The following is a 14,362-nucleotide window of genomic DNA, read 5'->3' on the forward strand; positions in this document are numbered from 1 at the left end:
AATCATGGCTAAGGAAAAAAAGAAAGAGAAAAAAGGTTTTTTTAGTTTTAATAAGATGACAAAGGATATGGGAATAGATTTAGGGACTGCAAATACATTAGTTTACATAAAAGGACAAGGTATTGTTGTTAGAGAACCATCAGTTGTCGCAATAAGAGATGACAGTAAGGAAGTTTTAGCAGTAGGTGAAGAAGCTAAAAAAATGATAGGTAGAACACCAGGAAATATAGTAGCTATAAGACCTATGAAAGATGGTGTAATAGCTGATTTTGATATAACTCAATCAATGATTAGTTATTTCATACAAAAAGCAGCTGACAAAAAAGGTGTTGTAAGTCCAAGAATAGCTATATGTGTTCCTTTTGGAGTTACAGAAGTAGAAAAGAGAGCTATAGAAGAAGCTGCAAGACAAGCAGGAGCTAAAGATGCATTCCTTATAGAAGAGCCAATGGCAGCAGCTATAGGAGCAGGATTAAAAGTTGAAGAACCAGAAGGTAATATGGTAGTTGATATTGGTGGAGGTACTTCAGAGATAGCTGTAATATCTTTAGGAGGAATCGTTACTGCTAAATCTATAAGAATTGGTGGAGACGAGTTTGATGAGTCTATAGTTGCTTATGTAAAAAAAGAGTACAATCTTATGATAGGTGAAAGAACTGCTGAAAATGTTAAGATTAGTATAGGTTCTACATTTAAAGATGATGAAGAAGTAAACATGCAAATAAGAGGTAGAGATTTAATTTCAGGGTTACCTAAGACAATAGAAATATGTTCTACAGAAGTTAGAGAAGCATTAAAAGAACCTGTAAGTTCAATAGTAGATGCAATAAAATCTACACTAGAAAAAACTCCACCAGAATTAGCGTCAGATATAATGGAAAACGGAATAATGCTAACAGGAGGAGGAGCTTTGCTTAGAGGTCTTGATAAACTTATTACACAAGAAACTGGAATGTCTGTGCAAATAGCAGAAACACCTCTTGATTGTGTTGCACTTGGAACAGGAAAATCTGTTGAAGACCAAGAAATCTTTGAAAAAGTATTAATGATGAATGCTAAAAATTAGAAGTTGGTGATGGCCTTGAGATTTGACAAGAATAAAAATGAGAAAAAAAGGATTAATGTTAAAGTGATAGCAACGGGCGTAGTTGCTATCACTTTAATTGGAATTGTGGGTATATCAATCGGTAAGTTTTCTAGTGGTAGTCCAGTAAATTTAGGAGTAGCCTCTGATGCTATTACAAGTGTTGGAAAAGGAATAAACAATGGCTTTTCTTTTATCAAAAATGGATTTAAAGATATATCAAGTTTTAAAGAGAATTCTAAAAAGGTAAAGAAATTAGAAGCAGAAAATGAAAAACTTAAAAAGGATATGATAACTTTAAATACTAAATTAGATAAAACAGAATCACTAGAAGAGTTAAAAAAGACGCTTAATTTTGTAGAGGAAAAATATAAAGCTACAAGTATTTCTACAAGTGTTGTCAGTAAAAATGATGGAAACTGGTATGAGAGCTTTGTTATAGGTGCAGGGAAAAGTTCGGGTGTAAAAAAAGAAAGTATAGTTATGAATGGTAGTGGATTAGTTGGTGTAGTTTATGAAGTTTCAAACAATTATAGCAAGGCAATTTCACTATTGGATTCTAAGGCATCTGTAAGTTTTAAACTAGCAAAGGATGCTAATGCAAAAGGAACAATTACTCAAAATACTACTTTGGATAATAAGGATAGTTATAATAGTAAAGGATATTTACAAGGTTATATGTTTGACTCATCATACAATGTAATTCAAGGAGATATAATAACAACATCAGGTCTTGGATTCTTCCCAGAGGGTATACCAATTGGTGAGGTTGAAAAAGTAGTTGATGATAAAGATAAGTCGCTAAAATATGTAGTTGTAAAACCTTATGTTGATTTTAAGAATATAGATGACGTTGTAGTCATAGAACCAAGAAATATAGGATAAAGGGGATAAAAACAATGAAAAAAGTTTTACTTTGTCTATTAGGAATTGTGCTTATGACTATAGAAAATAGTATAACAAATTATATAGATATTTTTGGCATAAGCTTTAATCTAGTTCTTATATATGTGACTATAATCTCTCTTTATTTAGATGAACTAGAGGGTGGTATTATAGCTGCTATAATAGGGCTTATTAAAGACATAACCGTTGGTGGAATTTTTGGTGTAAATGCGTTAGTTTTGTTTGTTATTGCGTATGCAATCGGACACATGAGAGACCAGCTATATAAAGGTAGCTATATTATTACTTTCGTTTTGATTTTTATAGGAAGTTTAATTGATTCAATTGTCAATATAGGTACATCTAGTATAATCTATCAAAGCTATAGCATATCAACACTTTTAGTAAAAGGTCTACTAGTAGCACCAATAGTGAATAGTTTAATTGGTTTAGTAATATATCGCTTATCTAAAAGAGCAGTTTTAAAACTTAAAGAAGATTAGTTGGTGAGTTCATGGAAGAAAATAAACAAGTTGATAGACTAAAAATAATTAAAATAGTCATAAGTGTGATATTTTTAGCTATTTTAGTAAAAATAATCTACATGACTACATTTAAATATGAATATTACAATGAGTTAGCTGAGAATAAAACATATAAAAAATTGGCAATAGAAGCTCCAAGAGGAGAAATAAAAGATAGATATGGAAGATTGTTAGCGGGAAATAAAAACTTATTTACTGTTCAGGTTTCAGGTAACGATATTAATAAAAAAGATGCAAAGAAGCGTTCAAGAGCAAATGAAATATCATTAAAGCTTATAAATTTGCTTGAAAAAAATGGTGAAGAATATGTAGATGAGTTTCCTATATATGTAGAAAATGGAAAGTACTATTATACATATGACAGAGATATTAGAGAGTATAAATCAGAAAATGGTATCCCAAATGATTATAATGCTAAAGAAAGTTTTTATTACTTAGTAGATAAACTTATATCAGCTGGAATATTGTCTCAAGAAGATAAAAGATTGGATGCAACAAAGTTACAAGCAAAACTGAATGAAAATGGATATTATCCACCTATTTTAGTTAGTAAATGGATGTTCACAGCAGAAAGAGATAAGAGAGATTGGCTGGCTAGTTATAAGATAAAAGAGACTAAGCTAAATGCCAAAGAAGCATTTGAAAAAGTAAGAAATAGTGAAGCATTAAACATTGATAAAAGTTTAAGTGATGAAGATGCAAGAAAAATAATGGTTGTGAGAGATTTGATAAAATCAAAAGGATATTCTCAGTATAATCCAGTAACCATTGCAAAAGATGTAGGAGAAACTACAATTGCACAAATTGAAGAGCGTGCTATGGACCTTGTTGGTGTTTCAATAGCAGTCGAACCAGTAAGATATTATCCTAATGGAACTTTAGGTTCACATATGCTAGGATATGTAGGAAAAATGCCATCAACTCAAATAGAATCATACCTTCAGAAAGGGTATGAAAATGGAGACATGGTAGGTCTTGCAGGAGTAGAGAAAAGTAATGAAAGTAGACTAAGAGGAACTGATGGTTATAAAATGGTTAAGGTTGATGCATTGGGAAGAATCAGTAAAGAGATTGAATCTAAAAAGCCTAAATCAGGAGATACTGTATATCTTACACTAGATAAAGACTTACAGGAAGTTTCAGATAATGCATTAAAACAAATAATAGAAGTTGCTTCTAAAGGAGGTACTTTTAAAAGTAAATTTGGTGATAAACCAATTAGTGCATATGCAGGAAAAGCACAATCAGCAGCCCTTATAGCTATTGATGTAAAAAATGGAGAAGTATTAGCTTCTTCAAGCTATCCTAATTATGACCCAAATAAATTTGCAAAAGGTATTTCTACAGAAGATTATAAAGCACTTCAGCCAAAGAATCCAAATGACTTACTAGCAGGGAGTCCACTTTTAAACTTAGTTACACAAGGGGAATTCCAGCCAGGTTCTTCATTTAAGATGGTAACTTCAATGGCAGCTTTAGAAAATGGTTTAAATCCAAACTTTACAATAAATGACCCTGGGGTTATCATGTTAGGTAAAAAATCTTTTGGTGACTATGTATGGAACCATGGTAGAGGCAATCATGGCATGACAAACTTATATAAAGCAATACAAGAATCTTGTAATATATATATGGCAACTATTGGTACAGGTAAAACATGGCCAGATGGAAAAAGCATTGGTATAGATATGAATGCAAGTAAAATCCTTGAGTATGCAAAATTGTTTGGACTTGACCAAAATACTGGACTTCAAGATGAAGTAGAAGAAAGAGCAGGTAAAGTTCCTAGCACAGAGGATAAATTGAAATCAACACAAGCTCTGTTAAAGTCGAATTTAGAAAGAGAAATGGCAAATGACTTTGTTGATATAACTAGAGATAAAAATCCTAAAGAATATGAAAAAAGAATCAATGAGATTGTAAGCTGGGCAGCAGAAAAGAAAACTCCTGGTAGAGTAGAAACAATGAATAGACTAAAAAAATTGGATGTTAAAGAAGAGAGAATAGAAGATGTAGCAGATTTAGCAGTATTTAGTTATTTCAACTTTGCAAAATGGAGTACTGCAGATACATTCAACTTGGCTATAGGTCAAGGTGAGAATGCCTATACACCAGCTCAGATATCAAGATATGTGGCTGCCATAGCAAATGGAGGCAATTTAGTAGAATTATCTGTAGTTGATAGAGCTGTTTCAAGTAACTATTCATCAGTGAAAATCAATGACCAGAAGAAAGTAGAAAAAATACCTTTTAAAAATCCTGACAACTTAAAAGAATTAACAAAAGGTATGAAATTGGTTGCAAAACAAGGTACAGGAAAGAGTGCTTTTGCTGATTTCCCAATAGATGTAGCGGCAAAGACTGGTACAGCTGAGAAAAGTGGGAAAATACCTACAGATAATGAATATGAATATTTAAAAAGTCATATATCATCTTATAATGTAAATCTAGATGATGCAGTTAAACTAGCAGATAAGATGAAAGCAGAAAAAGAAAAAGAACTTTCATTAACTAAAGAAAAGGAAGTAAAAAAGAAATTAGAAAACAAAGATTTAAAAGACAAAGAAAGAAAGAAATTAGAAGAAGAATTAGAGGATGGAATAAAAGTTAGATTAGAAGATACTGATAAAGTGAATTCTTCATATTTAAGAAAAGCTATAAAAGAATTAAATCCAAAAATAACAGATGACGAAATAGATAAATTTAAACAAGATTATGGTTCTTTTACATGGACTGTTGCTTTTGCTCCAGCAGATGACCCAGAAATAGCTGTTGTATGTGTAATTCCTCAAGGTGATTCAAGTGTATTCTCACTTTTACCAACTCGAGAAGTTATTGGAACGTATATGGGATTAGAGCCAACTAATAGTAAAAAAGACAACAATACGAATGATGTTAACAATTCTTCTGACGAAAATATAAATTTCGAGTCACAAATTAACAGATAGCTTAATCCATATATAAACTTTAGCTTTATACAGAAAAAATAAAAGGATTTAAAGCGTATTTGAAGAATATAAATGATATATCACTCTGGAGGTTGTTATGTCTTTAAGAGAAATTTGTAGTCAAGAACTAGTAGAGTTCAAAGGTAATAAAAGAGGGATAATAGTAAATATAAAAAAAGAAGCTCCATTTGAGGAAATACAGGAAAAATTAATAAACAAATTGGAAGCGTATGTTGGCTTTTTTAATGGGGCTAAAATTAGTAAAATTAATAGTGATTATTTAACTGACATGGAGATTCTAGAATTAAAAGAAGGAATCACTTCTAGATTTGATGTGGAATTCGTTGAAGATCAAAAAATTGAAGAAAATAGTAATTTTCCAACAAAATATGTCAATACCCTAAGATCTGGAGAAAATATTGAATTTGAAGGTGATGTAGTCATATTAAATGATATGAAACCTGGTTCAAAGGTGCTTTCAAAATCAAATACAGTTGTTATGGGAGATATAAATGCTGGTGCTAAAGTTGTAGCAGGAGGTAATGTTTTTGTAATGGGTAAAATAGAAGGCTTTGTACATGCAGGTGCAGAAGGTAATGAATTTGCATATGTTGTTGCTGGAAATCTTAATCCTAAAATATTACAAATAGCAGAAAATATTGCAGAAGCTCCAGATGATGAAGAAAATTATGAAGTTGAATCAGAAATTAGCCCAGAAATAGCCTTTGTGAGTAATGGAAGAATTGTAATCGAAAGCTATTTGTCAAAATTGGACAAATAGAAAGAAAAATAGGGGGTAGTATTATGAGCGAAGTTATAGTTATAACATCTGGTAAAGGTGGAGTTGGAAAAACTACTACCGCAGCAAACTTAGGAACTGCGCTAAGCCTAGAAAATAAAAAAACAGTAGTAGTAGATGCAGATATCGGACTTAGAAACCTAGATGTAGTAATGGGTCTTGAAAATCGAATAGTTTATGACATAGTAGATGTAGTTGAAGGAACTTGTAGGCTTAAGCAAGCTCTAATAAAAGACAAAAGATTTGATAATCTATATTTATTACCAGCAGCACAAACTAGAGACAAAAATGCTGTCTCAGTTGAACAAATGGTTGACCTGTGTGAAAAACTAAAAGAATCTTTCGAGTATATAATAATAGACTGCCCAGCAGGTATTGAGCAAGGATTTAAAAATGCAATAGCTGGAGCAGATAGAGCTATTGTGGTTACAAATCCAGAAATATCGGCAGTAAGAGATGCTGATAGAATAATAGGTTTATTAGAAGCAAATGAAATAAAAGAAATAAGATTAGTTATAAATAGGATTAGAAATGATATGGTTAAACGTGGAGACATGATGGATAAACAAGATATAATAGAAATATTAGCAATAGATTTGTTAGGTCTTGTTCCTGATGATGAAAGTATAATTATATCGACAAATAAAGGTGAGCCAGCTATACTTGATTCAAAGTCACTTGCTGGTCAAGCATACAAGAATATCGCAAAAAGGATACTAAATGAAGAAGTTCCTCTACTTGAACTTGAAGTTGAAGATGGATTCTTTGGTAGACTTAAAAAAATGTTTAGCATGGCTAAGTAGCAAAGGAGGATACATCTGTGTTAGATTTATTTAGAGTTTTTTCTAACGATGCTAAAACTAGTAAATCTGTTGCTAAAGAGAGGTTAAAATTAGTTTTAGTACATGATAGAGTAGATTGTTCACCACAACTTTTAGAAATGATAAAAACAGACATTTTAAAAGTAATAGCCAATTATGCAGAGATAGAAGATGATGGCCTTGAAATAAAAATGTCTAAATGCAGAGGTGAGCACGATGACAAACCTGTATCTGCATTAGTTGCTAATATACCATTAAAGAATATAAAAGATAGATGTATGTAATTAGTGCTTAAAAGGGGGGTATCCTTATTGGTATATGCCCCTTTTATTTAATTATGTGTTTAAAGATAGAAAGACGGTGATTCTTTGAAAAAAATCAATATTAATTATAAGTCGACAATTAAGTTGATAAAACAGTTAGACTGGAAACTTATAGTTACAGTATTAGCTATCTTTATTTTTGGACTTGTTATACTTAGTAGTGCAACGCATGCTAATTCGACTGGTTCATATAATCAATTAATTAAGCAAGGACTAGCTTTTGTACTTGGCATAGGGATGATTATAGTCATATTATTTTTTGATTATAATCTTTTAGGTAGGTATTACAAAGCGCTTTATATAATAAGTCTTGTTTTGTTAGCCATCGTTTTATTACCTGTAATTGGTACAGAAAAAGGTGGTGCTAGGTCGTGGATTAACTTAGGTCCACTTGATTTGCAAACATCTGAGATAGTCAAATTAACATTTGTACTTAGTTATGCAAAGATACTTGAAACTAAGAAAGACAAATTAAATACATTAAAGGAAGTTATACCTGTTGTGGTTTATGCTATTCCATTTATTGGATTATTACTTGCACAACCAGATTTGGGAACAGGAATTGTCTTTTGTTGTATGATATTTGCAATGATGTTTACAGCAGGTCTTAGTTCAAAATTGATAAAAAGAGGAATAATCATACTGTTGGTATCAATGCCACTGATGTATTTGATGATGGCAGACCATCAGAAGATAAGAATAGAAGCCTTTTTAAATCCAGAAGATGTAACACTGAAAGGAAACTATCAGGTTATGCAATCTTTGATTGCGATAGGTTCTGGTGGTGTAACTGGTAAGGGGCTATACAATGGAAGTCAGAACCAAGAAGATTTTTTACCTGTGCAAGATAGTGATTTTATATTTGCTGTTGTAGGTGAAGAACTTGGTGTAATAGGAATGGCAGTGCTGATAATCTTATTTGCAATATTCTTATTAAGGCTTTTAGTAATTGCAAGAGATGCCAAGGATTTTTATGGAACCCTCATCGTGGTTGGTGTTATGGGGATGTTTGGTTATCAGATAATCCAAAATATAGGTATGACTGTTGCATTAATACCAGTAACAGGAGTAACACTACCTTTTGTAAGTTATGGAGGTAGTTCGTTATTAACATCCTTAGCAAACTTAGGATTAGTACTAAATGTTTGTATGAGAAGAAAGAAAATAAATTTCTAGATTTAATACTTGAAACGTAAATTGAGGAGATTGAGCATATGAATATAGCATTAGTAGCGCATGACCAAATGAAAAATACTATGGTCGGATTTTGTATAGGTTATGAATCAATTTTAAAAAAGTATGGACTTTATGCAACTGGAACTACAGGAAAAAGAATAATGGATGAAACTGACTTAAATATCAATAGGTTAGCATCTGGTCCTTTAGGTGGAGACCAACAAATAGGTTCTTTAATAGTAACACAAGAGATAGACTTAGTTATTTTTTTAAGGGACCCATTGACATCTCAGGCTCATGAAACAGATATACAAGCTTTAATAAGACTTTGTGATGTTTATCATGTTCCAATAGCTACAAATCTAGCTTCTGCAGAAATATTTATAAAAGCTCTTGATAGGGGAGAACTATCATGGAGAGAAGTTAGAAAAAATAAAAGTCAACGTGTTTAAGAAAAGTAAATTATATATAAAAAAAGGAGATGTTTCAAAATAAAAATTTGAATCATCTCCTTTTTTTATATTATTTTAAACCTATTGATTTGTATGTTATCTACAATATTCACTGACTTCACAATAAAATTGTACATAGTTTTTTGTGTAAGTACAATAACATACATTGTGTTTTAGATTATAAATCATTTTTATCTGAATTACTTGCTCAATCAACTGATATATTGTTACATTCTTTTCTTTTATAGTCTTCACAGTGAGCCATAACTATACATGATTATACATCCTGATGTAACTATACTTTCCAAAAAATGTATTGAATATATATATTATAATCTGTATAATGTTTTTAGGGGAGAATATATAAATTGTATACAATTTTGATTTTAATTATATTATTGAAAATTCTCCTCACTCTCACCGTTAATAATGATTGAAAAAGAGTTACTCCAGATACAGAATAACAGTTTCTAATATATTAATAATTATCGTTTTCTCATGTTGACATCAAATATACTAATTTGTGAGTTGTATTGTATACCAATTATGTAGAAAATATTAACCAGATTTTCCATGAAATCCAGATATTTCTCAACTGTATAAATGGAGATACATGTTTACAATCCTTCTTTTTAAATCCAAAATAGTCTGATTAATGGTAGGGAATAGGAAATAAAAATATTTTATAAAGGAGAATGCTAATATGAAAAAAATCAGGAAATTAGCTACCAAACTATTGATTACAACAATGGTTTTAACTTCAAGTATGTATGTGACAGTTTATGGTATGACAGCTAAAGATGTTACTGCAAAGACACCAAAAAGCTACGTATCTGGAACTAACAGTATATATGGTCCAAAGTTGTCACAAGCCCAACTGAATTCAGTAGCACAGGCAACAGCAGACTTTATGAATAATAAAATTACAAAGAACATGACCACAGATGCTAAGATTATGGTTGCCTACAATCACATTAAAAATAACACAACATATGTTAATTGGAACGCAGCAGAGGGAGCCAATACTGCCTATACATTGGTAACTAAAAAAGGTGCGTGCTCTGGAATGTGTAGGAGTTTTAAAGCCCTATGTGATGCTATGGGAATTGAATGTTATTATGTACATAGTACATCAAATGACCACCAGTGGAACCTTGTCCGTTTTGAGGATGGACGTTTGTATCATGTAGACATTGATGCTAACAAATCGGCAGGAAAGGACATTATATACAAGAGCCTTACTCACCCATTACCATTTGACAAGACAGCATATCCAGCTGTTGGAGCAGTAAATACTCAAAATCCACCAGCAAAAGCTGGGAAGCACACTATGCTAGCAGATCAACAAGGGGCAATACTTAATGAAGTTTATGGAAATAATATGAAGCCAAAAAATGAAATGTATGAGGGTCTTTTGTGTAGTTCAATTGACTCATCAATAAATACAATTAAGTTTACAGGTAGTAATTCAAATTTAGACCCATCAAAGCATACGGTTTCTGTAATAGGATTTATGAAAACACCATATGGTATGTTTGCATTAGCACCAAATAGTAAACCTGTTGAATATCCTTTTGAATATGATAAGCCATTTTCTTTAGATTTTAGTGGTAAGAACCGTTCTGCGGCAGAATTGTCAAAATACTGTAAAAAAAATAATATAATTATTAAAGTAGAAATTGGTGAAAAAGGATCTAATTCTGGAATAGGGCTAGTAGCATACGCTAGATACGTCCGTTAATACTAATATACAAATAGAACATATCATTATAAATAATGCAACCTCTCGCTGAGGGTGTATTTAACATTATTATGTGAAACAAAAAAGAGATTTTCGACCTCTTTAAAAATTTAAAAAAGGAGTTGAACTTAAAATTAGATTAGAAAAAATCAATTTTGAGACAACTCCTTTTTAATTTATTTTTGGATATAAAACTATTTAAATTAAATAATTTTGTTTGTGATTAATGATTATTTAACTAATTTTGCAAATTCTGCACCAAATGCCATACAGTCTTTTAATGTTTCTTCACTAGGGAAGAATTTTTTCTTAAGAGATTCTACAGGCATTTTAAATGACATAGCTTTAAGTAAAGTCTCAGCCATAGTTATACCTTCACCACTCCAACCGAATGAACCGAATACTCCTGCTATCTTGCCTTGATTAGCCATTGGGTCTATAACAGAGAATAAATCCCACATAGGTTTAACCATAGTTTTGTTTATAGTTGGAGAACCTAATAGTATTACCTTTGATACTACTAATGTATCGTGCATCTCTGTTAATGTCATATCTTCTAAATCATATAATTCAGCTTTTGCGCCTTCTGCATCAAGACCTTCTTTTATCTTTTTAGCCATTTCTAAAGTATTGCTATAAGCTGATAAGTAGAATATAGAAACTTGGTTTTGATTTGTTGTATTAATAGCTTCTGTAGACCATTCAACATATCTTTTAACAGCAGCCATTGGGTCTTTAGTAAGCATTGGTCCATGAGAAGTTAATATAGTATCAAATTCTATGTTCATTCCTACAACCTTATCTACAGCACTTAAAACGTGCTTAGCAAATGGCTTAACTATACAGTCATAATAGTGTTTAGCTGATTTTAGGTAATCTTCACTGTTTACTACATCTGCATCAACACTTGCAAAGTGACAACCAAATGCATCACAAGTTAAAAGAGTCTTGTCCTCTTCAATGTAAGTAAACATTGTATCAACCCAATGTAAGAATGGAGCAGTTATAAATTTAAGGTTTCTTTTACCAATATTTAAAACTTCACCATCTTTTATTACATGACAATTAAAAGGTCTATTTATTTGACCATCTAAGTATAGTTTAGCAGCTTTAGTACAATAAACTTCTATATTAGGATTTAAATCTAATAAGTACTTTAAACTACCAGCATGGTCTGGTTCTGTATGATGAATTACAACATAGTCAATCTTAGCTATATCAGTAACTTCTGATAGATTACTTAAGAATTCATCTTTAAAATTTGCTTTTACTGTGTCAAATAAAACCGTTTTTTCGTCCTTGATTAAATAAGAGTTGTAAGTTGTCCCAAACTCAGTTTCCATTATTATGTCGAATACTTTTAAACCTTCATCTACTACGCCAGTAAAGTAGATATCTTTTTTTACTTCAAAAACTTTACTCATTTTTAACCCTCCTAAAATTTATCATTATACAAGTAACATACCCCATTTTGGGGTTAATGAAACAAAAGATGTCATTATAAGTCATATAAAACAATAGTTTATGTTTATAATATATCATATTTGATAAAAAATCTGCATTTTAATAAAAATTTAATGGAAAATATTATTAAATATTTTTTAGACATTCTATTTTGTGAATAATATAGGTTTTAAATTCAATATTTTAGTTATATTTTTGATAGAAAATATTTTATCGTGTATAATATTACTTATAAATAAGAATAAAAATAAAGAGCTTGTTTGGAGGAATTTGGATAAATGAATAAAGTAGACTTGAAAAAAATCTTAAAAAAAGTAGAAAAGCCTGCTAGATATCTTGGAAATGAAATAAATTCAATTCATAAAGATACTAGTAATAGTGAATTGATAAGATACGCACATTGCTTTCCAGATTTATATGAAGTTGGTATGAGTCACTTAGGAAGTCATATATTATACGATGTAATAAACAAAGATGAAGATGTATTTTGTGAGAGAGTATATTCTCCTGCTGTTGACATGGAAAATATAATGAGAGAAAAAAACATACCATTATTTGCATTAGAGTCAAGAGAGCCTATAACAAACTTTGATTTTGTTACTTTTACACTTCAATATGAACTTTCATATACTAATATCTTAAATATATTAGATTTAGCAAATATACCAATATTAAAAAAGGAAAGAAAACTGGAAGACCCATTTGTAATGGTTGGTGGCCCTTGTGCCTATAATTCTGAACCTTTAGCAGATTTTGTGGATGTAGTAATATTAGGTGAAGGTGAAGAGGTCAATTTAGAAGTAGTAAATGAGTATAAAGGATGGAAGGAAAATAAAACGACTAGAGAAGATTTTTTATATAAAATATCAAGTATAGAGGGAGTATACATACCAAGTTTTTATGATGTTAAATACAATGAAGATGGTACAGTTCAAAGTGTAACTCCTAATAGAGATGGAGTTCCTAAGAATCCTACTAAGAGAATAATAAAAGATGTTGAAACTGTAGACTATCCAGAGAAACTAATAGTACCTTATATAGATACTGTTCATGATAGAATAGTGTTGGAATTATTCAGAGGATGTACAAGAGGATGTAGATTCTGTCAAGCAGGTATGATATATAGACCAATAAGAGAAAAAAGTGTTGAAAGACTTAAAGAAATATTAGATAAATTAGTTAAAAATACTGGATATGATGAAATATCATTATCATCACTTAGTACAAGTGACTATAGCAAATTATCTGAGCTTACTGATTATTTGGTAGACGAGTATGCTTCTAATAATATAGGGATTTCTCTTCCATCTCTTAGATTAGATAACTTCTCAATGGAAATTGCTGATAAAATACAACAAGTAAGAAAGTCTGGACTTACTTTTGCTCCAGAGGCGGGAACTCAAAGACTTAGAGATGTTATAAATAAAGGTGTCACAGAAGAAGATTTGGAAAATGCAACAGAAAGAGCTTTTGAGATGGGATGGAATAGTGTCAAACTATATTTCATGATTGGTTTACCAACTGAGACTTATGATGATTTAGATGGAATAGCTAAATTAGCATATAAGGTTATTGATATTTACAGAAAAGTAAATGGAGGTAAATTAAAGAGAAGTTTTAGCGTTACAGTAAGTACTTCTACATTTGTACCAAAGCCATTTACACCTTTCCAATGGCATGGACAAGATACTACAGAAGAAGTAGTTGAGAAGCAAAGACACTTAGTAAATAAATTGAGAAACAACAATATAAAATACAATTACCATGATTCAAAAACTAGCTTGATGGAAGCTGTAGTAGCTAGAGGGGATAGAAGGATAGGAAAAGTTATATATGATGCATTTAAACTAGGTGCAAAGTTTGATGGATGGGCAGAACACTTTAATTTGGATATATGGAAGGAAGCTATGGAAAAAAATAATCTTTCTATAGATTTTTATGCACATAGAAATAGAACTTATGAAGAAGTATTTCCTTGGGACCATATAGATGTAGGTGTTAATAAAAAATTCTTAATTAGAGAAGATGAGAATGCTAAAAAAGAAAAAATCACTTCTGATTGTAGACATAATTGTAATGGCTGTGGAATAAATATACATGATATAGGAAGGGGGCTTTGCTAAT

At 30.9% G+C, this 14,362-nt stretch carries 12 protein-coding genes; 11 read left to right on the forward strand and 1 reads right to left on the reverse strand.

Annotated elements, in window-relative coordinates; genetic code table 11:
* Positions 1 to 4: 4 nt before the first annotated feature.
* The 10 genes from ACTG44_RS05980 to ACTG44_RS06025 all read left to right on the forward strand — a co-directional run bounded on the left by ACTG44_RS05980 (position 5) and on the right by ACTG44_RS06025 (position 10,774).
* Entirely contained in the window at positions 5 to 1,066 is a 1,062-nt protein-coding gene (locus ACTG44_RS05980) for a rod shape-determining protein (protein ID WP_044212993.1), read from the forward strand.
* A 9-nt stretch (positions 1,067 to 1,075) separates the two neighbouring features.
* Positions 1,076 to 1,969, forward strand: coding sequence for a rod shape-determining protein MreC (gene mreC / locus ACTG44_RS05985; protein WP_021383899.1), 894 nt, complete (start codon positions 1,076 to 1,078; stop codon positions 1,967 to 1,969).
* Positions 1,970 to 1,983: 14 nt separating this feature from the next.
* Entirely contained in the window at positions 1,984 to 2,472 is a 489-nt protein-coding gene (gene mreD / locus ACTG44_RS05990; protein WP_021383803.1) for a rod shape-determining protein MreD, read from the forward strand.
* A gap of 11 nt (positions 2,473 to 2,483) precedes the next feature.
* Positions 2,484 to 5,462, forward strand: coding sequence for a penicillin-binding transpeptidase domain-containing protein (locus ACTG44_RS05995; protein WP_479918371.1), 2,979 nt, complete (start codon positions 2,484 to 2,486; stop codon positions 5,460 to 5,462).
* Between the two features lie 97 nt (positions 5,463 to 5,559).
* Positions 5,560 to 6,243, forward strand: a complete 684-nt coding sequence (locus tag ACTG44_RS06000; protein WP_021383876.1) for a septum site-determining protein MinC — start codon at positions 5,560 to 5,562, stop codon at positions 6,241 to 6,243.
* A gap of 23 nt (positions 6,244 to 6,266) precedes the next feature.
* Positions 6,267 to 7,064: a septum site-determining protein MinD gene (minD, locus tag ACTG44_RS06005; RefSeq protein ID WP_021383865.1), complete on the forward strand. Its 798-nt coding sequence runs from the start codon at positions 6,267 to 6,269 to the stop codon at positions 7,062 to 7,064.
* 17 nt (positions 7,065 to 7,081) lie between these two features.
* The gene (gene minE, locus ACTG44_RS06010; protein ID WP_021383822.1) at positions 7,082 to 7,366 is read left to right on the forward strand and encodes a cell division topological specificity factor MinE; all 285 of its coding nucleotides are present in this window, start codon (positions 7,082 to 7,084) and stop codon (positions 7,364 to 7,366) included.
* An 84-nt stretch (positions 7,367 to 7,450) separates the two neighbouring features.
* Positions 7,451 to 8,581: a rod shape-determining protein RodA gene (rodA, locus tag ACTG44_RS06015; RefSeq protein WP_479918372.1), complete on the forward strand. Its 1,131-nt coding sequence runs from the start codon at positions 7,451 to 7,453 to the stop codon at positions 8,579 to 8,581.
* Between the two features lie 38 nt (positions 8,582 to 8,619).
* Positions 8,620 to 9,033: a methylglyoxal synthase gene (mgsA, locus tag ACTG44_RS06020; protein WP_021383835.1), complete on the forward strand. Its 414-nt coding sequence runs from the start codon at positions 8,620 to 8,622 to the stop codon at positions 9,031 to 9,033.
* 703 nt (positions 9,034 to 9,736) lie between these two features.
* Positions 9,737 to 10,774 (forward strand): transglutaminase-like domain-containing protein, encoded by a 1,038-nt coding sequence (locus ACTG44_RS06025; protein ID WP_021383839.1) that lies wholly within the window; start codon positions 9,737 to 9,739, stop codon positions 10,772 to 10,774.
* Positions 10,775 to 11,004: 230 nt separating this feature from the next.
* Here ACTG44_RS06025 and ACTG44_RS06030 read toward each other — a convergent pair whose 3' ends face one another.
* Positions 11,005 to 12,198 (reverse strand): FprA family A-type flavoprotein, encoded by a 1,194-nt coding sequence (locus tag ACTG44_RS06030; protein WP_021383872.1) that lies wholly within the window; start codon positions 12,196 to 12,198, stop codon positions 11,005 to 11,007.
* Between the two features lie 318 nt (positions 12,199 to 12,516).
* On the opposite strand from ACTG44_RS06030, the gene ACTG44_RS06035 reads away from it, so the two are divergent.
* Positions 12,517 to 14,361 carry a TIGR03960 family B12-binding radical SAM protein gene (locus ACTG44_RS06035; protein WP_479920011.1) on the forward strand — a complete coding sequence of 615 codons (1,845 nt, stop codon included), beginning with the start codon at positions 12,517 to 12,519 and terminating at the stop codon, positions 14,359 to 14,361.
* Position 14,362 lies beyond the last annotated feature (1 nt).

Source organism: Clostridioides sp. LIBA-2809, from assembly GCF_056688965.1.